General features: G+C 59.4%; 20 protein-coding genes and 1 pseudogene. All 21 read left to right on the top strand.

Annotated elements, in window-relative coordinates; all coding sequences use genetic code 11:
• Nucleotides 1-72 precede the first annotated feature (72 nt).
• The 21 genes and pseudogenes from ABSE61_RS31365 to ABSE61_RS31265 all read left to right on the top strand — a co-directional run bounded on the left by ABSE61_RS31365 (nt 73) and on the right by ABSE61_RS31265 (nt 20481).
• Nucleotides 73-645: a cysteine hydrolase family protein gene (locus ABSE61_RS31365; protein ID WP_423875049.1), complete on the top strand. Its 573-nt coding sequence runs from the start codon at nt 73-75 to the stop codon at nt 643-645.
• Nucleotides 645-1073 carry a hypothetical protein gene (locus ABSE61_RS31360; protein WP_423875048.1) on the top strand — a complete coding sequence of 143 codons (429 nt, stop codon included), beginning with the start codon at nt 645-647 and terminating at the stop codon, nt 1071-1073. The genes ABSE61_RS31365 and ABSE61_RS31360 overlap by 1 nt, the downstream gene beginning before the upstream one ends.
• Nucleotides 1074-1362: 289 nt before the next feature.
• A complete protein-coding gene (locus ABSE61_RS31355) occupies nt 1363-1524 on the top strand; it encodes a hypothetical protein (RefSeq protein WP_423875047.1) in 162 nt (53 codons plus the stop codon).
• 493 nt (nt 1525-2017) lie between these two features.
• Nucleotides 2018-2740 (top strand): winged helix-turn-helix domain-containing protein, encoded by a 723-nt coding sequence (locus ABSE61_RS31350; RefSeq protein WP_423875046.1) that lies wholly within the window; start codon nt 2018-2020, stop codon nt 2738-2740.
• Between the two features lie 101 nt (nt 2741-2841).
• A complete protein-coding gene (locus ABSE61_RS31345; RefSeq protein WP_423875045.1) occupies nt 2842-3648 on the top strand; it encodes an alpha/beta fold hydrolase in 807 nt (268 codons plus the stop codon).
• 92 nt (nt 3649-3740) lie between these two features.
• Nucleotides 3741-4166: an organic hydroperoxide resistance protein gene (locus ABSE61_RS31340; RefSeq protein ID WP_423875054.1), complete on the top strand. Its 426-nt coding sequence runs from the start codon at nt 3741-3743 to the stop codon at nt 4164-4166.
• A gap of 63 nt (nt 4167-4229) precedes the next feature.
• On the top strand, nt 4230-5876 hold the full coding sequence (gene mdcA / locus ABSE61_RS31335) for a malonate decarboxylase subunit alpha (protein ID WP_423875044.1): 1647 nt from the start codon (nt 4230-4232) through the stop codon (nt 5874-5876).
• A 13-nt stretch (nt 5877-5889) separates the two neighbouring features.
• Nucleotides 5890-6207: a malonate decarboxylase acyl carrier protein gene (mdcC, locus tag ABSE61_RS31330; protein ID WP_423875043.1), complete on the top strand. Its 318-nt coding sequence runs from the start codon at nt 5890-5892 to the stop codon at nt 6205-6207.
• Nucleotides 6204-7151, top strand: coding sequence for a biotin-independent malonate decarboxylase subunit beta (locus ABSE61_RS31325; RefSeq protein WP_423875042.1), 948 nt, complete (start codon nt 6204-6206; stop codon nt 7149-7151). The genes mdcC and ABSE61_RS31325 overlap by 4 nt, the downstream gene beginning before the upstream one ends.
• Nucleotides 7138-7863: a biotin-independent malonate decarboxylase subunit gamma gene (mdcE, locus tag ABSE61_RS31320; protein WP_423875040.1), complete on the top strand. Its 726-nt coding sequence runs from the start codon at nt 7138-7140 to the stop codon at nt 7861-7863. Before ABSE61_RS31325 ends, mdcE begins: the two co-directional genes overlap by 14 nt.
• Complete coding sequence (gene mdcG / locus ABSE61_RS31315; protein WP_423875039.1) at nt 7838-8518, top strand: malonate decarboxylase holo-[acyl-carrier-protein] synthase; 681 nt, start codon at nt 7838-7840, stop codon at nt 8516-8518. Before mdcE ends, mdcG begins: the two co-directional genes overlap by 26 nt.
• The gene (gene mdcB, locus ABSE61_RS31310) at nt 8515-9402 is read left to right on the top strand and encodes a triphosphoribosyl-dephospho-CoA synthase MdcB (protein WP_423875038.1); all 888 of its coding nucleotides are present in this window, start codon (nt 8515-8517) and stop codon (nt 9400-9402) included. The genes mdcG and mdcB overlap by 4 nt, the downstream gene beginning before the upstream one ends.
• Nucleotides 9402-10352: an AEC family transporter gene (locus ABSE61_RS31305; RefSeq protein ID WP_423875037.1), complete on the top strand. Its 951-nt coding sequence runs from the start codon at nt 9402-9404 to the stop codon at nt 10350-10352. The genes mdcB and ABSE61_RS31305 overlap by 1 nt, the downstream gene beginning before the upstream one ends.
• A gap of 10 nt (nt 10353-10362) precedes the next feature.
• Nucleotides 10363-11370, top strand: a complete 1008-nt coding sequence (locus ABSE61_RS31300; protein ID WP_423875036.1) for a malonate decarboxylase subunit epsilon — start codon at nt 10363-10365, stop codon at nt 11368-11370.
• 1676 nt (nt 11371-13046) lie between these two features.
• Nucleotides 13047-13871 carry an alpha/beta fold hydrolase gene (locus tag ABSE61_RS31295; protein ID WP_423875035.1) on the top strand — a complete coding sequence of 275 codons (825 nt, stop codon included), beginning with the start codon at nt 13047-13049 and terminating at the stop codon, nt 13869-13871.
• Nucleotides 13872-13903: 32 nt separating this feature from the next.
• Nucleotides 13904-14225: pseudogene (locus ABSE61_RS31290) on the top strand (beta-(1-6) glucans synthase); the annotation flags it as partial.
• A gap of 851 nt (nt 14226-15076) precedes the next feature.
• Nucleotides 15077-15295 carry a hypothetical protein gene (locus tag ABSE61_RS31285; RefSeq protein ID WP_423875033.1) on the top strand — a complete coding sequence of 73 codons (219 nt, stop codon included), beginning with the start codon at nt 15077-15079 and terminating at the stop codon, nt 15293-15295.
• A 308-nt stretch (nt 15296-15603) separates the two neighbouring features.
• On the top strand, nt 15604-15813 hold the full coding sequence (locus tag ABSE61_RS31280; protein ID WP_423875032.1) for a hypothetical protein: 210 nt from the start codon (nt 15604-15606) through the stop codon (nt 15811-15813).
• Nucleotides 15814-16893: 1080 nt separating this feature from the next.
• A complete protein-coding gene (locus ABSE61_RS31275; protein WP_423875031.1) occupies nt 16894-17475 on the top strand; it encodes a gluconate 2-dehydrogenase subunit 3 family protein in 582 nt (193 codons plus the stop codon).
• 2 nt (nt 17476-17477) lie between these two features.
• Nucleotides 17478-19241: a GMC family oxidoreductase gene (locus ABSE61_RS31270; RefSeq protein ID WP_423875030.1), complete on the top strand. Its 1764-nt coding sequence runs from the start codon at nt 17478-17480 to the stop codon at nt 19239-19241.
• A gap of 7 nt (nt 19242-19248) precedes the next feature.
• Nucleotides 19249-20481: a c-type cytochrome gene (locus tag ABSE61_RS31265; protein ID WP_423875029.1), complete on the top strand. Its 1233-nt coding sequence runs from the start codon at nt 19249-19251 to the stop codon at nt 20479-20481.
• Nucleotides 20482-20748: the final 267 nt, after the last annotated feature.

The raw sequence follows: 20748 nt of genomic DNA, 5'->3' as shown, positions 1-20748 counted from the left end.
CAAGCACATCGATACCTACGAACGGGATCAAACGTCGCGGAGGCGACACTCCCCATCAGAAAAGGAACGATCATGAAAACAGCCTTTATCGGATTGGACTATATCTTTGACATCGTGCATCCGGACGGAAAGCTGTCCCGGAATTCTAGCCAGGTGCTGAAGCGGTCAATCATTGCCAACGTCAACCGCGCGCTCCACATCTCCCGCGACAAGGGCTGGCTAACCGTGCTGGTCAAGGTCGGCTTTGCACCCGGCTACGTGAACCACCCGAAGGATTCGCCTTTTTTCGGCAACGCGAATAAGGCCGGCGCCATCGAACTTGGCACCAGAGGCACCGACTTTCATCCTGATCTGGAATCTGATTTCGCCGATGTCATCGTGGTGAAGCCACGAGTCAGCGCCTTTTACTGCACCGATCTGGAAGCGACGCTCCGAGCTAACAAGGTCCAGCGCCTCGTCCTTGCGGGCGTCAGCACGGCATGGGCGGTTCAGGCGACCGCGCGCGACGCTCACGACCGAGATTACCAAGTGGTCATTGTGGAGGACGCCTGCGCCGCAGCAACGGAGGAAGAACATCAAGAATCGATGAAGCTGCTGAGCCAAATCGCGAGGGTCGTCGATGTAGAGGAATTGGTGTCGCTTTGATGGCCTGGACTCACAATCTCGGTGAGGAGTTCGAAACGAGAGCGGTAATGCAGGCCGCCCTCGTACTGGCACCGCTTGTCGCCGTCGCGACCGCTTCGGGGCTGCCGATTTGGCTCGAGGCGGCGATCGTATCGGGTTCGGCCTTCATCGTCATGGAAAAAGCGAACCTCGCGCCGCTTGGTGTCGCGCTGCATGGCGTCGCCATCGCCGTAGGTTTTCTCGTACTCTTGGCCGCCATTTCGACGCCGCCGGCGTTCGTCGGCGCGACCGCGGCGATGGCGGGCGCGTCGATCCTTGTTACCGCAAAGGGCGACAAGCTTAGAGCTCTCGGCAATTTCACCTTTATCCCCGCGCTTTATTTTGCTTGCGAAGCGGCCGAGGGGACTCCGCGCGCCGCTATATTAGAGCGACGGAAGCTAATCGGGTGAAGCCTCTGCTCGACGATCGATCTCTGCAAACTGGTCTAGTGCAGGCTGATCGGATGCTCCGATCGCGAGCTTCGCTTGAAATCGAGACCTGGCGTATCGTCACCAACTCAATATCTTGCGACGCAAATCACCGAAGTGACCGACCTTCGGCAGCATCAACCGCATTTTATTTGCTGGGCTCTATGGCCTGGCTACCGGTGTGCTGAGCCTTGGCAATGTCAGACCGAAAACCGTCATTCGTTGGCGCCGTGCAGGCTTCCGCCTGTATTAGCGATGGAGGGTCGTAACCGTGTGGCGGCCGTCCGAAGGTGCCTTTGGAGCTGAGGCGCTGGTCCGGGACGTCAGCATCGCCAGCCCACTCTGGGGCGCCCAACGAATTTGCGGCGAGCTCAAGCTCGGCATCGATGTCGGGCAGACAACGGTTGCCATGATCTCATTCCGGCTGCTGTAAGGGTTTTTGATTCTGCACCATGGCCGCCGTGAAATCCTATGGATTGGGACAACTTCACCCCGAGTGCCGATTGGATCGCTGGTCAACTCACAGAAGCCTTCGGCTGGGAGGAAGGGCCACGATACATCGGGCGATGGGCATTCGAGATCTTCCAACCGCGCCGCGGTCATTATCGCAGAACGGACATAGTGAATGGCTTATCGACATGATCCTCGAACGATCATTGCAAACCGACGTGATCAGCTGACCTCATCCAGCGGAACCACCGTTTTTGGTCGATGCGTTCACCCGCGACGCGCGCTGTCAGCAGAACGACTAACAAAATCTTACAACGTTAAACTCGCGCAAGTGATCAGACTGCACGACGTTCCCCCTCGACGGTCCCTTTGGTCCGCTGCTCTTACGAGCAAGAAGGGTCGTCGACGAGATTTGCTAAGCGATCAACTAATCCGGTGTTTGCGATGACCCCACTTGGCGGCGGAAAGGACAAGCAATGAAAACTGATAACGGCAGTTGCGACACGTTCGATCGCGGGCAACCTGCGTTCGCCGACAACGATCGAAGGACGTTAGAACAGCGATCGATGCGCTCGCCAAATTCGTCGATCGGAACGGAACAGCATCGGAAAGTTGTTTGGAGCAAACGAATACCAAGGCTGCAGGATGAAATGGCGGAGCGTCTAGCCGATATCATGCATTCTCTGGTGTCGAGCAAGCTTGAGAAGATGGGTGATCGGATGCGCGGATCGCTTCTGCGCCGTGACGAGCCGCTCGCGATAACTGAATTGGAATTGAGCGGAGAACCGTTGGCTCGGCTGCTGGCTCTGCTGAACGAAACGATGCTGTGCGTAGGACCATTGGAACTCGACCTCATCGATCGAACTGCGAAGCGTGGTGACCGCCACATCAACCTGCGGCCGCGCGAATTTCAGCTGCTCAAGTACATGATGCAGCGGAGTAACAAAGTGCTGTCCCGGGCGACCCTTCTTAAAGAGGTCTGGCAATATAAATGCCTTCCTCGAACGAACCTTGTCGATGTTCAGATGGGCCTTCTGCGTCGCAAAATCGACTGGACTAATGAGCCGCCGATGATCCGCAGCGTCCGAGGCGTTGGCTTCGTTCTGAACGCGACTGCTCTCTCGCGGGGTTCATCGACAAGATCGGCCGCAGGATCAATCCCAGCCGAAAGCCTTCAGGGAGCGCTCGATGATGTGTGACCACGGACCATTGTTCCCAGCGTTGTAAGGCCACTTCGCCGACTAACCAATTCAAAGTCTCCCAGTAGCGAACTCCAACATTTACCCGAAGGAGAACTTCCATGAATGGCCAAGACGATTTTCGGAAAAAGTACTCAATGAACCGCCGCAGCTTCGTGACCATGGTGGCTGCTGGGGCGGCAAGCACTCTTATCCAGGGCAGTGCCGCCGCTGCTGAGCCCGCGCCGAAGGCGCGCAACGTCGTCCTGGTGCACGGGCTGTTCGCCGACGGCTCATCCTGGTCGGAGGTGATTCCACGATTGCAGGCAGAGGGGCTCAATGTCACATCCGTGCAAAATCCGCTGACGACGCTGCCCGAAGCGGTGGCTTCAGCCGAGCGCGTGCTGGCGCGGCAGGATGGTCCGACGGTGCTTGTTGGACATTCCTTCTCCGGAATGATCGTAACAGAGGCCGGTATGCATCCGAACGTGTCGGCGGTCGTTTACGTGGCGGCGCGGGCCCCCGACGCAGGCGAGGATTACGCGACCTTGGCCAAGACATTTCCGACGCCCCCGGCGTCGGCCGGGATCGTCTTCGACGGCGATGAAGGCCGTCTCAGCGAGGCTGCGTTCCTGCGCGATTTCGCGGGCGACCTGCCGGAAGCGAAGGCGAAGGTCCTCTATGCGGTCCAGGAGCCGTTCCAGAAGTCTCTGCTCGCGGGCAAGACGACGCATGCGGCCTGGCGGTCGAAGCCGAGTTTCTATGCCGTTTCTACGGAAGACCGGACGATCAATCCTGATCTCGAACGCTTCATGGCCAAGCGCATGGGTGCCAAAACCATCGAAGTGAAGGCGAGTCATTTGTCGCTGATATCCCGTCCCGACGAGATCACCCGGTTGATCCTGGAAGCCGCCGGACAGCGCACCTAACGGGCGTGCACGGGCTGTCGCCGATGCGTCGCGGCGACAGCCCGGACGGCCTATCCCATTTAGCGAATCTCTACGAAGAAGGCACATGCCCTATGGCCAGTCTATATTCCACAAAAGTCACGGCGAGCGGTGGCCGCCACGGTTCGATCCGCAGCGAAGACGGTCTGCTCGACCTCAAGCTCGCACTGCCGCGGGCCCTCGGCGGAAAGGGCGATGCAACCAATCCCGAACAACTCTTCGCCGGCGGATATGCCGCCTGTTTTGAGAACGCACTCCTCCATGTGAGCCGGGATACCGGCCATCGCTTTGCCGATGACGATATCGGCGTCGCCGCCAGGATCGACCTTAGTCGAGATGAAACAGGAGGCTTCGTGTTGGCCGCCGCACTTGCTGTAGGCATTGCGGGCGTCGACCGACAGACCGCTGAACAGCTCGTCCAGGATGCTCATGCCATCTGCCCGTACTCGAATGCGATCCGGGGCAATGTCCGTGTGGCGATCTCCGTCTCGGTCCGGTGAGTTCGACCGATTGATTTCGTGCCACCTCCTCGGAAGAAGCCATGAGCAAAGGAGAGATCAGCAATGAAGAACTGGAACGCACAAAAGACTGGCTTGGCGGAACGCCTCGCCGACGGAGGTCGGTATGCGGCGGGCAAGACTGTCGAAGTCGAGAAGTTGCGGAATTTCCTTGAAGCGGTGATTCGACCCGGCGACCGCGTCTGTCTGGAAGGTGACAACCAGAAACAAGCGGACGTCCTCGCCGATGCGCTCGCCAACGTTGATTCCGCGAAGGTCCATGAGCTTCATATGGTCCAGTCAGGTGTCGTGCTACCCGAACATCTCGATGTGTTCGACAAGGGCATCGCGCGCAAGCTGGATTATTCCTATTCCGGTCCACAGGCGGCCCGCATCGCGCGCATGCTGTTCGGCGGCAAAATCGAGCTTGGCGCCGTCCATACCTATCTTGAGCTCTTTGCCCGTTACTTCATCGATTTGACGCCGAACGTAGCGCTGATCGCGGCGGTCAGTGCCGATAAAGACGGTAACCTCTACACCGGTCCCAACACCGAGGACACACCGACGGTCGTGGAGGCGACGAGCTTCAAGAGCGGTCTCGTCGTAGCGCAGGTGGCCGAGATCGTCGACCAGTTACCCCGGGTCGATATTCCCGGCGATCAAGTACATTTTGTCGTCGAAGCGAAAAAGCCCTTCTTTGTCGAGCCGCTGTTCACGCGCGACCCGGCCGCCATCACCGAAGGCCAGATCCTCACCGCTATGCTGGCGATCAAAGGCATCTACGCGCCCTACGGCGTCAAGCGACTGAACCACGGCATCGGATTCAATACCGCCGCGATCGAGCTTCTGCTGCCTACCTATGGCGAACGGCTGGGGCTGAAGGGCAAGGTCGCGACCCGCTTCGCGCTCAATCCCCACCCAGCACTGATCCCTGCGATCGAGTCCGGCTGGGTGGAGCAGATCCACTCGTTCGGGTCGGAGGTCGGGATGGAGGACTATATCCGCGCCCGACCAGACATTTACTTCACCGGTCCCGATGGCTCGCTGCGCTCGAACCGTGCCTTCTGCCAGGTTGCCGGGCTCTATGCCTGCGACATGTTCATCGGCTCCACACTGCAAATCGATCTGCAAGGAAATTCTTCGACCGTCACGACCTCGCGCATTGCCGGCTTCGGCGGCGCGCCGAACATGGGCTCCGACGCGCGGGGACGCCGCCATCCCAGCGAGCCCTGGCTACAGGCGGGCAAGGAGGCCGATCCCGACGGCCCGGCACCTCTGCGGCGAGGCCGCAAGCTGGTGGTCCAGATCGGGGAAACTTTTGGCGACAAGAACGTCCCGCTGTTTGTTGAAAAGCTCGACGCGCTGGCCCTGGCCGAGAAGCTGAACCTCGAACTCGCGCCGGTGATGATTTACGGGGACGACGTGACCCACATCGTCACCGAAGAAGGAATCGCCAATCTCCTGCTCTGCCACGATGAGGACGAGCGGGAGCAGGCGATCCGCGGCGTTGCCGGCTACACCGACGTCGGCCGCGGCCGGGATGCGAAGATGGTCCAGCGTCTGCGGGAGCGAGGCGTCATCCGCCGGCCAGAAGACCTCAAGATCGATCCGCTCGATGCGGACAGAAGCTTGCTCGCGGCGCGCTCCATCAAGGATCTGGTGCAATGGTCCGGCGGGCTCTATGCGCCGCCCTCCAAATTCCGCAACTGGTGAAGAGGAAGCTCCCATGGAAACCCTGAGCTATCGCCACAAGGCGCAAAAGCGCGCGACTGGCTCCAAACCGCTGGCAATCATCGGCGTCGTCGCCTCCGGCAATCTGGAAGTGTTGGTGGAGCGGGTACTGCCCGACACGGAATGCCGGATCGACATCAACACCGCGGCCGAAGGCTTCGGCGCGGTGTGGGAGGCGGTCGTTGCCGACTTCGTCGAGCGCCGCTCTCCCGGTGGCCTGAAGCTCTCCATCAACGATGGCGGCGCGCGACCGGACACCGTGGCGCTGCGCCTGGCGCAGGCCGTCCGCTTGATCGAGGAGGACGACCAATGAACATTTCCGAACGCGAGACGGCAACTGTACCGCACCGTGCAAATAGCAAGAAAGTGAGCTGGTACGAGGCATCCGCGCGACAGCGCGTCCAGCTGTTGCTCGACGCCGGCAGCTTTCACGAGTTCATCGGACCCGAGCAGCGCGAAGAGAGCCCGCATTTGCAGGTGTTCGATCTTCCAACGCAATTTGACGATGGCATCATCATCGGGCGCGGCAGAATTGCCCGCGCGCCGGTGTTTGTCGCCGCTCAAGAGGGGCGCTTCATGGGCGGCGCCTTCGGCGAGGTTCACGGCGCCAAGCTGACAGGCCTTCTACGCGCCGCTCGGGACACCAAGTCGGTGCCGGTGCTGATTCTGTTCGACACTGGCGGGGTGCGCCTGCAGGAAGCCAATGCCGGTGAACTGGCTATCGCCGAGATCATGCGCGCGCTGATCGAGGCGCGGATGGCGGGCGTGAAGGTTGTCGGTCTGATTGGTGGCCGGGCAGGCTGCTACGGTGGTGGCGGATTGATTGCCGGCTGTTGTTCGGCGCTCGCCGTTTCTGAGCAAGGCCGCATCAGTGTCTCCGGTCCCGAAGTCATCGAGACCAACCGCGGCGTCGAGGAGTTCGATTCCAGGGATCGCGCGCTAGTGTGGCGCACCATGGGCGGCAAACACCGGCGGCTGCTCGGCGGCGCCGAGGCCTTCGTCGACGACGCGGTCGAGAGCTTCCGCAACATCGCCCTGCATTTGATCGGCGCCGTGCCGGGATTCGGCCCGGATGTCTTGAAAGCCGAGCAGGCTCGCCTGGAGCAACGCCTGCAACGCTTCGGCCTATGCGCCGATGCGGTCGACATCTGGAAGGCCGAGGGTGTCGCCGACACCGAAGCGGTGCCGGCCATGGCGGCGGCGGACTTCAACGATCTTGCCAATAAGGCCCAGGAGCCGCGCTATGACGCTCGATGACATTCTTACCTCGCTATTCCCCAAAGGCCACGACGTCGCCAATGACAAAGGTGTGCTGCTGGGGTCCGCCCCTTTGCAGTCAGGCGGCAGCGCCGTGGTGATCGGCGTCGCCGGACGGACCCCGCTCGGCGTCGACGAGGCCATCCGCCTGTCGCGCCACGTGCTCGATGCGGTGGAGCAAGGCGGCGAAGGTCCGATCCTGGTGCTGGTCGACAGCGACAGCCAGCGCATGAGCAAACGCGACGAGCTTCTCGGACTGAACGAATATCTCGCGCACCTCGCCAAGTGCCTGATCTACGCCGACATGCAGGGCCGTCCGACCGTGGGTGTGCTCTACGGCCACTCCGCCGCCGGAGCTTTCCTTGCGACAGCAGCGCCGACCCGCGCCCTTGTGGCACTGCCGGGGGCCGATCCGGCTGTGATGGACCTGCCTTCGATGTCCAGGGTGACCAAGCTCTCTATCGACGTCCTCAAGGAGAAGGCGAAGTCCACGCCGGTTTTTGCTCCGGGGTTGGACAATATGGTTCAGACCGGCGCGGTGCTTGCGGTCTGGGACGAGAAAATCTCGTTGGCTGAACAATTGGAGAGCTTGCTCAAGGACGCTCGCGAGAGCGGAGACCGGCGAGATCATCTTGGCAAAATTCGAAATGGGCGCCCGAAGGCGGCCGACATCGCGGAGCGCGCACATGACCTCGCACTCCAATCGTCATAATCGGACGATCCGCCGCCACGATCTGGTCTTGGTGTCACCGGCAGCGTGGCGCTCCCTGCTGCAACGGCATGACGATCTTGCCGGAGAGCCGCTGGTCATTGAATGGGTCGATCGGGGCTGGCCTCTCATCACACGGCGCGCCATGCACGGTGAGGCGGACGGGCTGCCGCTGGGCCTACCTTTGCCGCCATTTGCCGGCAAACGCCGGCTCTCTTTCCTGATGCTGTCGGATGACATCGTCGCGACAGCACGACCGCTCCAGTTGAGCTCCACCATCGATGTAGCACCGGAGCCATGGCGGCACACGTTGGATCAAGTGGCGGAGCTGGCTTCCCGGCATGGCGTGGAGGCGCGGGTCTTCGGCAGTCTGGCGTGGCAGACGCTCACGGGGCTGGACTATCTGACCGATGGTTCTGATCTCGACCTTCTCCTCCCTGTGTCGCGCGGCAGCGATCTTGTCCGGCTAACAGCTGAGCTTGCCGCCATCGAAGCCGTGGCGCCCATGCGTCTCGATGGCGAATTGGTGCGCGATGACGGCGCGGGCGTGAACTGGCGTGAACTCCATGCTGGCGTGGGCGAGGTACTGCTGAAAACCAGCAGTGGGGTCACTGTACAAAAAGCGAACTTCCTCCTCAGCAGCGAAATCCAGTCATGACAATCGCAGTGGCACGCCGTTCTGAACAACTTCCGAGGCCTAACTCGAGGTCGACGAGCGTTCACGCCGCGGAAGCCATCGCCGCCATTGCGGGCCGATGTCTTTTGCTTGAGTTGGAAACTTGGCCGAAGCCAGGACTTGTTAGCCATGTGGATTCCGGCAGTCACACAGATATGCACGCCGGCACGTTCCGAAGCAGCGCCGTCGCGATCCAACCCTATCTCCACTCCCTGACGGAGGCCGGCGCTCAGGGCTGCGGGATGGGACGCCTGAGGATCATCGGCCTTGAAGCCGAAACGGCAATGTTCGCTGCGACCGGGGGCATCAACACGCACCGGGGCGCCATATTCGGGCTCGGTTTGTTATGTGCCGCTGCCGGCGCCAGGGCAGGCGGCCGGGTCGATCCCGCAATGTCACTCGGCGCGGTCGTGGCGCGGCTCTGGGGTAGTAATATTCTTGATGGACCCGTGCTGCTGCACAGCCATGGCGGCAACGCTCGGTTACGCTATGGAGCAGGCGGCGCCCGGATGGAAGCTGCTCAAGGTTTTCCCGGTGTCTATGATGTAGGTCTGCCTGCTCTGCAGAGTGGCGCTATGATCGCACGCGGCCACAAAGAAGCGGCCCGGGTGCAGGCTTGCTTCGCGTTGATCGCTGCGGTTGAGGACACCAACCTGTTGCACCGGGGCGGCATGTCCGGCCTCCGCTATGCCCAGCGCGCCGCCCGCGCTTTTCTTGATGATGGCGGCGTGGGTACACGCAACTGGCGCGAGCGGGCTAACGTCGTGCACCAGTCGTTTGTCAGACGCGGGCTCAGCCCGGGCGGATCAGCGGACCTTCTCGCCATGAGTCTCTTTGTCCAGGCTTGCGAGTCGGAGTTGTCGTGATGTCGCACGTGATCCTGATGGCACTAACACCCGTTTTCTTCGTCATGGCGCTTGGCTATGTGGCCGGACGGTGGCACATCATCGAAAACCACCATGTAAGTGGACTCAACGCCCTAGTGATGAATTTTGCCGTGCCTGCGTCTTTGTTCGTCGCGACCGCCTCTGCCCCACGCAGTGAGATGATAGCGCAAGCGCCGCTGATCGCAATACTCGGCGCCGACATGCTGATCGTCTATCTGCTCTGGTATCTTTTCCTGTCTCGTTTGGCGCGGGCATCAACAGCCGAGGCGTCGCTACAGGCTCTGACAATAGCTTTTCCTAACCTGGCGGGAGTCGGGTTGCCGATAATGTCTGCTCTCCTCGGCCCGACGGAGACGGTGCCCGTCGCGGTAGCCCTTGCGACAGGCTCAATCCTGCTGAGCCCGCCCACTCTGATCCTGCTCGAACTATCCAGCGGCAAGGAAAAGAACGATACCAAGATTTCAGCAGCTCAGATGAGCCGGGCGTTGTGGCACGCTTTGAACAAGCCGGTCGTTGTGGCCCCGATATTGGGGATCCTGCTCTCTCTGTCTGGGTTGGATCTTGATTCCGTGACCGCAGCGTCTCTCAATCTCATAGGGCAGGCCGCTGGCGGCGTAGCGCTGTTCTTGACGGGTCTGATCCTGTCGGCGCAACCTTTCCGTTTGGACTGGAAGGTCGTAGGTGCAACCGCGGCGTCCGACATGATGCGGCCGCTGTTGGTGGCCGCGATCGCTTACATCTTCCCGGTTCCCTCGGAGATTGCCAGAGTCTCTATTCTGCTGGCTGCCGTGCCATCGGGCTTCTTCGGTATCCTGTTCGCCGAGACCTATCAAGTGCGTTCTCGTGAGATGGGTTCCATCGTAATCGCCAGCACGGTGTTCAGCATCTTCACGCTGGCGATAACCATCGGCATACTCTTTCCCCAATGAGGTACCGTCGATGACGCTTGTCGTCTTTTGCTCCGGACAGGGGCCACAGCGGTCCGACATGTTCGCTTTGACCGGCAACGCACCGGAAGCCGTGAACGTGTTTGCTCACGCGGCGACCCTGCTCGGCGGACGTGACCCAGGCAAAATGGTTCAAATCGATAGCGATGACACTCTGCACCAGAACCGCGTCGGACAAATTCTTTGTACGTTGCAGGCGCTGGCTGCGACGGCAACCCTGCGCGACGCCTTGCCCCGCAGACTGATCATTGCAGGTTACAGCGTGGGCGAAGTGGCGGCCTGGAGTGTCGCGGGCTTGATTGACGCCACGATAACCCTTGACCTTGTGGCGCGACGCGCCAGCGCCATGGATGCTTCCAGCAGGCCCGGGGATGGCTTGCTGTTCGTTCGTGGCTTGTCTTACCGCGCTGTCGAAGATCTGTGCAATTACCACGATGCAGCGATCGCCATCGTCAACCCCGGCGACGCCTACGTTCTCGGCGGTGCCGGCGTGGCTCTGGACGTCATAGCTGAAGTCGCGAAAAAGATGGGCGCCGCGCGCGCAGCTCGGCTGGCGGTAAACGTGGCCTCTCACACCGCACGCCTGGCCGCGGCTTCGTCGGAGTTCCGCAAAGTGTTAGACCGAGCTCCGACGAAGCGTTGGCCTGACCCGAATGTACGTCTCTTTAGCGGGATCGACGGCTCTCCTGTTGTCAACATCTCAGTCGGCTTGAACAAGCTGGCCAAACAGATCTCCCACACGGTCCAGTGGGCGTGCTGCCTGGAAGGCTGTGTGGAAGCAGGAGCGAGTGTTTTTTTCGAACTCGGCCCTGGCCGGGCACTCAGCGAAATGGCCGCCCGCGCCTATCCCGACATTCCGGCTCGTAGCCTCGAAGACTTCAGAACGCTGCAAGGCGCGCGAGCGTGGCTCGCGCGCGCATGCGCAAAATCTGGAGACGGTGAAAACGTACGAAGGCACCCCGCTTTCGATGCGGACCCGACGCACACACCAACCCGGTAAATGACCTCGTCGCACGCCATCTGGTGATCAGCGCGTTCTGCAGGATGGCCAGGGTTTGGTCCGGCGTTCGATCCGATCCCGCTGCGGCCGGTCGTGCACTACCACATGAGTGGTATCGCGGTCGATACCGCGGGTCGCCGCATGATCGAAAGCCTTTAGGCCAGTGGCGAGGCGAGCCGTACCGGGTTGCATAGCGCAATCGGTCTGCAAGCAATTGTGCGCGACGTTTGCGCTACCATCCAGATGCTGACTCTAGCGTGATGTCACTCTTGTCCTTTGGATAGGCTTCGGAAATTATCGCTCATTCGAAAGACAGGCTTTCGGTCTCTTAAGCTTGCGGCCGGCTGGACTCTGCGCGATACCGTTGCGTCATTGTCAATCTGATGCCTTTGCGTCGAAGCAAGCGCGATGCTGGACTAAAGAGTCCCAGATCACGAGAACTCGGCCGCACGCTCGCCGCAATAGCGAAGTCCGCGGGTTACCCTGCCTGTGTAGGGCAAGCTGTTGATCGAACGCGATCAGCCCGGCGGTTGCGGTAACGCTGTCCCCTGCATCAGCCTCAAGCGCGGAATCGAGCGCCGAGACCAAGGGTGAGTGCCGACAGCTCGCCGGGATGATGGAAGACGCCGATTGAAGAGCCGTGATCGCGGAGCGGACTATTCGCCGACTCTATCTCGAAAGCCGCGATTTGATCTCACGATGCCAATGAAGGCGATTTTAATAGCCTCAGCGAATTTCGCACCTACATCGGTTCGAGGCGAATTAACGCCTAAAACTCCGTTGGAGAGAATCAATGAGCAAGATGAAAACACTTGGTGCGGTGGTAGCTCTATTCGCCGCCATCGCGACGCCGGCATTCGCTAAACACATAACACATCATAGCCGTACCTTTCGCGGCTCTTATAATCAAATAACTGCCCCTTACTTCGCTGTGCCCAGTTCGCAAGCAGAGCGGAACATAGAGAACTTTGGCTTCAGTGGAAGGGACCCATCGAGAGTGGGTGGTTGGGATCCGTCACTGCATCCTTCCGGAAGCTAATTCTCCTTCACGAGGGTTCACGGGTGACATGAGGCGATGTCACCCGTGCCGAGCTGCAACGGGCCGGCCAAATTTGAATTCGACTCTGGCGCAAATGGTACGGCGGCGGAGTGTTGGGCCAGAGAATTGTTAACGGTGATGCGTGTGCGATGCATCTCAGCGAAACATGAACTTCCGGCTGCAGCAGGCGCGACAGGAAAGATGCTGCTACCAGGGTGAGCAAAGATTCACAGATTACGAAGCGCATCAATACAAAGCGCTCCGGCCGCTATCAACCGAATGGAGATATTCATGCGACAGAAAGCTCTCACTATTCTCGGTACGTTGTTGATTGCAGGATCAGCGATTTACAGTGCCACAGCGTCCGAACATCACCACCAAAATAGGGGCCGCGCGCCAAGAGGCATAGGCGAACAATTTCGCAACGCGAATGATTCAATTGCGCAGCAAGCGCGCGGTTGGTGTAGCCAAGAGCCTGGAAATCCCTACAACGAGGTAACCGATTACGAGGGATGGTCTGCCTGGCGAGAACTCGGCGCTTGGGACAGCCGCAACGATTGTCAGTAGGCAAGTCTCGATTCGTTTACGCGCAGCGATCGCTGCCAATGAGCCCGGCGGATAATCTGAAAGGTATCACATGGGTACGGTGAAGACCAAGGATGGGGTTGACATCTTTTACAAGGATTGGGGCAAGGGCCAGCCGATCGTGTTCAGCCACGGCTGGCCGCTGTCGTCGGACGACTGGGATGCGCAGATGCTGTTCTTCCTCAATCACGGCTATCGCGTCATCGCCCATGACCGCCGTGGCCATGGCCGCTCCAGCCAGGTCGGCGACGGCCATGACATGGATCATTACGCCGACGATCTCGCGGCCGTGACAACGCATCTCGATCTAGAGGAGGCGATCCATATCGGCCATTCCACCGGCGGCGGCGAGGTTGTGCGTTACCTGGGGCGGCATGGCGAGGGCAGGGTCGCGAAGGCTGCCATTCTCTGCGCGGTGCCGCCGCTGATGGTGAAGACGCCAGCCAATCCGAACGGACTTCCGAAGGAAGTCTTTGACGGATTCCAGACCGCGCTTGCGGCCAATCGCTCGCAATTCTATCGCGACGTCGCTTCGGGTCCGTTCTATGGCTACGACCGGCCGGGCGCCAAGCCGTCCGAGGCCGTGATCGACAACTGGTGGCGTCAGGGCATGGTTGGCGACGCGAAGGCGCATTACGACGGCATCGTCGCCTTCTCGCAGACCGACTTCACCGAGGATTTAAAGAAAATCAACATCCCGGTTCTGGTGATGCACAGTGAGGACGATCAAATCGTTCCCTATACCGCGTCCGGGCCGTTGTCAGCGAAGCTTCTAAAAAACGGCACGCTGAAAACCTATAAGGGCTTTCCGCACGGCATGCCGACCACGGAGGCGGCGACGATCAATGCCGACCTGCTAGCTTTTATCAAGGCGTAGCCAGTGCGGCAGATTGTTACGATGCCACTGCCCCTGTTACCTATGCCGATGCCTAGGAGATATTGCTGCGCAATCGCGAACTTTACGACGCCGTCGATTTTGTCACGATTCATGCCCTGCCGTTTTGGGAGAACTTGCCGATCCGGGCGCAGTTCGTTGCCATTCACGCTGACGCTGTCCGCCAACGGATTGCTTCAACGTTTCCGGGCAAGGAAATACTGATCGGCGAATTCGGTTGGCCGAGCAAAGGCCGGATGCGCGAGTCAGCACTTCCATCGCCGACCAATCAGGCTCAGGTGGTCTCGGAGATTTTAGATCTTGCGCGGCAAGAGAATTTTCCGCGTCAACCTCTTCTAAGCCTACGATGAATTGTGGAAGCACGCGACACAGACAACAAGAGAAGACGCTCTTCTAGATACGGTCGGTCTGTTATGGAATCGCGCTTTCGCTTAGAAAAAGCGAGCGCCACAAATAGAAAAGGCCGCGGAGTAACCATGCATCCTAACGTGCACGGTTGAGATGGAGCGTGATGCAAGGTGACGCAGCGTTAAAAGCCTTCGTTATTCCCGAGCGCGATTGCGATCCCGTAACGTATCCAAAAGGTCGTTAGGTCGACCAAGTGGTTGCGCGATTTACGGTTGTGGACTGTGGTCTTGTCGAAGGCGTAGTCGGTGGATTTGACGCGCCCCGGTTCCGTAGGTTTCCATCAAAGCAGGTCACGAATGATCAAGATTGCTTTGGGTGTGTACGATGCATCGAGCAAAATCGAAGTCTCGCATCGTGAAGTGGTCGGCTTTCGAGCGGCATAAGCCTTCGTATCGTTTCGTAACCACTTTGGATGCTCGACGACTACCCATGTTCAATTGAGCTGGTGACCGCGATCGTCTTAGGTTGGATAGGTTGGAAAAGCGTACAGGCCTCATGAGGCTCGACGGCGAAAGAAGGATGATGGACGGACAACGAAGATAATACCAAAAGGAGACTACAATGCCCAACTGCTCTCAAAGTCTGGGATCCGGGAGAGCCGCGCGTTGCCGGGTTTGCGATGGCAAGTTTGGTCTCGTGCGGTACTACTCGTGGCGAACCGCCCTTTGTTCCAAGAAGTGCGTCGATCGCCTCAGAGCTCGCCGGGCAAGCGAACTGAATTGGCTGCCCTGGCTCCAAATCGCCGGAGGCCAAGCGACAGAGAACCGCGGGAGGGCGCTATGAGGATTCAGCAGATCTCACAACGAGGCAAGGAATACTTAAAAACAGCAGAGACTTTGCTCCGCGCTGCCCAAACCATGACCGATCGAGCGATTGCGGGTCAGCTTAAGGCTCTTGCCGACAACTACGAGCGGCGAGCTGAGAAGGCCTCGCATGTCGATGCGGCCAAAGCGCTCGCTCGATCGGCTGCAAACGCCGAAGGCGAGTGGTGGACATAACCTAATGGGTAGCATGAGATCCTAACCTGAGGAAGAAATGCGTCTAGAAAGTTAGGATGCCTGGCGCAGGGCCCGTGACGGAAAAGCGAATACCCTCTCTGACCATTGTTTGGAGCGAATATGGGCGAAATTATTCGATTTGTCTCAAAGTCTGAGCGCGAGCGAGCACGGGTGATTCGAAGGGCCCGTGCGATGTACGACAGCATTTTCCCGCCGGCTGATCCAGTCAGCGAGAAGCATAACAAGGCACCAGTAAGTCACACTCTCGGTGGCGACAATGCCTATCGCAGCGAGGAAGGCCGCGTGTCGTGATCAAGGTCATCGCCGTGCTCTGCAGTCTCTCATCTCCGGCAAATTGCCACGAGCAAATTGTCACGACGTCGGACTTCGCTGAGATATCAATGCAATCCTGCCTGATGGGTGCGCCGCAGCTTGCGGAGTGGATGAAGCAGCATCCTGCCGATCGCCTGGCGGCATGGCGCTGCGTGATCGGCAAACCAGATGGTAGGGGAGTTTAAGGTGCAAAGCGGCCTTACTGATAATGTTGAGCCGATCCGATCGCCGCCGAGTTATCGGTGTGAGTCAATCTGAGTCGGCCCCGCGTTGTACGTCCTCACCCGAAAGTGTTTCCCAAGCCCGCGGCTAAGTGGAACCACGTGCCAATGCCTAACGTTCTTTGAGCGAAAACTAATATCTTATTGATGAAGGTCGCAGATGCTGTTCCGGTGGCGCTTATGGAGTCGATTAAAGTTAGCCTTGCGAAAACGGCCGATACAATATCCTCCATTGCCGTTTGAGCCCGACGAATTTGCCAAGCTGCTTTCAAGCCGTGATCCAAACGCACTGAAGCAGTTAGCCGCTGGCTTAAGCAGACCAATCGAGGTTCGGCGCCAGAAGCTGCAAGCTTAGAGTGCGAAGCCATCTGTTCGGTCAAGGGGGCACTCGTCAGAAACCATCACTGTTGCCGAGCGAAACCGCGATCCCATAACAAAATGTATCCAAGAGGTCGTCGTCCCGCCTGCTGTCCTTGTCTCCCATCCGAAAACTCTCAATCTGGTCGACTAGGTGGCTTTTCGTTCTTCGCTTATAGGGGCTGACCTTGGTATAGGCATATTCAGTACTTCGCCGCGGAAAACAATCCGGACACGCTAAGTGCTCGCTCATCTTTCCCCATCGCCGTCAGCTTAGAGTCTGTAGCCGTCCGGGCTAGCCAAAGGAAACGGCCGGGTAATTAGGGAGCCACGCGAAAAACGGCACCTTTTAAGGACTGAACAACGATATTCCGATCCGCCGGCAGGTGATAAGATGTTATCGGTGACGCGAACGCATAATGCCCAGAAACCGATTTTAAACTTTGCGTCAAATGGTTGGGAACGGCGTTTCGCCTCGCGTTAAGAATGGTTGCGCGATTTTAGGCACGAGGAGTGACCATGCATCGCATTATTTCCTCGCAACCGTCTCGACGCTCATTGTTGGCGTCGGCCGCCGCATTTGTTCTCGTCGGAACAACCTTGGCACGCGCCCGCACCCTTAATGGCAGCCTACCATGGGAGGCGGGGACGGCGACGCCGCCGGTTATGGTTCGCCCCGGCCCTTGGATGTTTTTCACCGCGGACGAGGCCGCGACGATTGAGGCTGCCGTCGATCGGCTTATCCCTCCGGACAATCGCGGGCCCGGCGGAAAAGACGCGGGATGCGCCGTGTTTATCGACCGGCAACTCGCGGGTCCTTACGGCCGCGCCGAGGGTCTTTATACAAAGCCGCCATTTATGCCCGGCGCAGCCACGCAGGGCTATCAGCTTCCGGACTCTCCTGCGGCGCGGTATCGCACGGCCTTGAGAGCGCTGGCGGACTACGTCAAGAGCCATTTTGCCGGAAAGCTTTTCAGCGGTCTCGCGCCTGGCGATCAGGACGCTGTGCTCAAGGGGCTTGAGTCGGGGTCGATCGCCTTGAAGGACGTCAAGAGCGCCGAGTTCTTCGCGTTGTTGCTTGCCAATACGCAGGAAGGGTTTTTTGCCGATCCGATCTACGGCGGCAATCGCGACATGGCGAGCTGGAAGCTGATCGGCTTCCCCGGCGCGCGTTACGATTACCGCGACTGGGTTGAACGTCACAACGAGTCCTATCCATTGCCGCCCGTCAGCATCATGGGTCGCTCTGACTGGACAGTGAGGGAATAGCGATGGCCCGCAAACTCCCTGCCAAGGATGTCGTGATCATTGGACTCGGATGGACCGGCTCCATCCTCGCCTATGAACTCGCGAAATCTGGACTGAACGTTGTTGCGATCGAACGTGGCCCCTGGCGCGATACGGCGACGGATTTTCCACCCGCTTATGCGCAGGATGAACTTCGTTATGCAGTTCGGCTGGATCTGTTTTTGCGTCCCGACCAGCAAACGCTGACGTTTCGCAACAATGCGAGCCAGACGGCGATGCCGATCCGCAGCTTCTCTGGTTTTCTTCCGGGCAACGGCGTCGGCGGCGCCGGCATACATTGGAACGGACAGACCTGGCGCTTCCTGCCGACGGACTTTCAGTTGCGCAGCCATCTCGAACAGCGTTATGGCAAGGACGCTTTGCCGGCCGACATGACGATCCAGGATTGGCCCGTCAGTTATGACGAACTGGAACCTTATTACGACCGGTTCGAAAAGCTCTGTGGCACTTCCGGAAAGGCCGGCAATATTCGCGGACAGAAGCAGGCCGGTGGCAATCCGTTTGAAGGATGGCGCTCGTCGGAATATCCGACGCCCCCATTGAAACAGGGATTGGGAGCGACGCTGTTCGCCGAGGCAGCGCGCAAGACCGGACATTCTCCGTTTCCGCAGCCAGCCTCCAATCTTAGCGAAGCCTATGTCAATCCGCTTGGCGTGAAACTTGGACAGTGCACCTATTGCGGTTTCTGCGAACGGTTCGGTTGCGGTAATTATGCGAAAGCGAGCCCGCAGACCTGCGTGCTGCCGGCGCTGTTACGATTTCCCAATTTCAGCGCGCAAACTGAATCCGAGGTCACGAAAATTAACCTGGACTCGACCGGTAAGCGCGCCACCGGCGTGACCTATGTCGATACCTCAGGCGAAGAGTGGGAGCAGCCCGCCGACATCGTACTGATGTGCGCCTTTTCGTTCTTCAACGTTCAACTCATGTTGCTGTCGGGGATCGGTAAGCCCTACGACCCGCAGACAGGGCAGGGTGTGGTCGGCCGCAACTACGCCTATCAGACCACCTCCAGCGTGAGCGTGATCCTCAAGGACAAGATCCTCAACCCGTTCATCGCGACCGGCGCGCACGGCATGATCATCGACGACTATAACGGCGACAATTTCGACCACACCGGGCTCGGCTTCGTCGGCGGCGGCTATATGGGTTTTGGGCAGACCGGCGCGCGGCCGATCCAGACCCGGCCGGTGCCGAAGGGCACGCCGAAATGGGGCGCGGAATGGAAGAAAGCGACCGCGGAAACCTATCAGCGCGCCTGCAGCCTCGCGACCCATGCCAGCTCGTACAGCTACAAGGATTGCTACCTCGATCTCGATCCGACCTACAAGGACCGGTTCGGCCGTCCGTTGCTGCGGATGACGTTCGATTTTCACGATAACGAATTGAAGATGTCGGCTTACCTGACCGATCGCCTCGCGGACATCGCGAAAGCGATGGACCCCGTCGAGATCGTGGCCAGCCCGCGCAAGGGTCCTTACGACAGTACGATCTACCAGACGACCCATAATACCGGCGGTACAGTGATGGGTGCGGATCCCGCGACCAGCGTCCTGAACCGTTATTGTCAGAGCTGGGACGTGCACAACGTCTTTGTGCCCGGCGGCGCGTCGGTTTTCCCACAAAATCATGGGTACAACCCGACCGACACGGTCGGCGCCCTGGCGTATTGGACCGCCGACGCCATCCGGGAGCGTTATCTGAAAAACCCCGGTCCATTGGTTTAGGGAGGAAATGATGCGCCGTCCTCTCGCTACCGCGGCTCTGTTTGTCAGTCTGACGAGCAATGCATTTGCCCAGGATACGCAGAGTTTCGACAGGATCGAACGCGGACGCTATCTCGCGGTGCTCGGCGATTGCGCGGGGTGCCATACGGCGTCGCACGGAGCGCCGTTCGCTGGTGGCGTGGCGCTGCAGACGCCGTTTGGCACGCTGGTCGCGCCGAATATCACGTCCGATCTCGAAACCGGGATCGGCAATATGACCAACGAGGAATTCCTCGCGGTGCTACATGAGGGTCGCGGCCACGACGGCAAACGGCTTTATCCGGCGATGCCATATCCGGCCTATACGAAAATGACCGATGATGACGTGCTGGCGATGCGCGCTTATTTTGCGACGGTGGCGCCGGTCAGCAACCGGGTCGTATCCAACCAGTTACCGTTCCCGCTGAACATTCGGCTTGCGATGGCGGGCTGGAACGGGCTCAACTTTACGCCAGGCCGCTATCAACCTGATCCGCAAAAATCCGCGGTGTGGAATCGCGGTGCCTATATCGTGGAGGGGCCTGCGCATTGCGGCACCTGCCATACGCCGAAGACACTTCTCGGCGGCGACAAGAACAGCGCCGCTTTGACTGGAGCTACGCTTCAGGGCTGGTTTGCACCCGATATCACCAACGATCAGCGCAAGGGCATTGGTGGATGGTCCACGGACGATCTTGTCGAGTATCTCAAGACCGGCGCCAACAAGTGGACGCTGGCTTCCGGACCCATGGCCGAAGCTGTGTCTCATTCCACATCCCGGATGAACGACGAGGACATCCTAGCCATTGCGACTTATCTGAAGGACAGCGGCCAGAGCGGCGCTAGCGCGAGGCCCGAGCCGGTTGCTGCTGGCAATAACGCGATGCGCGCGGGTGCGGCGATCTACAAGGACAGTTGTGCCGCCTGCCACAAGGACTCGGGTGAGGGGGATGCGAATCTCTTTCCACGACTGGCGGGTAGCGCGCTCGTACAATCAGATGACCCAACTACGCTGGTGCGAGTCGTTCTGCACGGAACGCGCGCGGTTTCCACTGCAGGCGCGCCGACGGCCCCCGCCATGCCCGCTTTCGATTGGCGACTTCACGACGCGCAGGTCGCGGCCGTGCTGACCTACATCCGGAACAACTGGGGAAACGCAGCGGGACCGGTCCCGGCAAGTGCAGTAGCGAGCCAGCGCGCATCGCTGGCCAAGTCACCCTAGGACTTATATTTCGGGAGTGACCGATTGACCCTGATGGCCGGGCATGCGGGGAAGGTGTTTATGCCTGCCTGCGAGCTCACGTCGCGATCCTCAAAATCCTTCACTATTGCCCAGCGAAACCGCGATGCCATAACGAAATGTATCTTAAGAGCCGGACTGAAAAAGAAGCTGAGTGATTTCAGCCAGTTGTGATTCCTTCGGATTTGCAAAGATTCGAGGGAGAGCACGATGGCCTGGACTGAAATCACTCGCCGACATTATAGGCGC

The sequence above is a fragment of the Bradyrhizobium sp. genome (genome assembly GCF_049519115.1).
Classification (GTDB): domain Bacteria; phylum Pseudomonadota; class Alphaproteobacteria; order Rhizobiales; family Xanthobacteraceae; genus Bradyrhizobium.
This window is presented reverse-complemented; position numbering and strand designations above follow the sequence as displayed.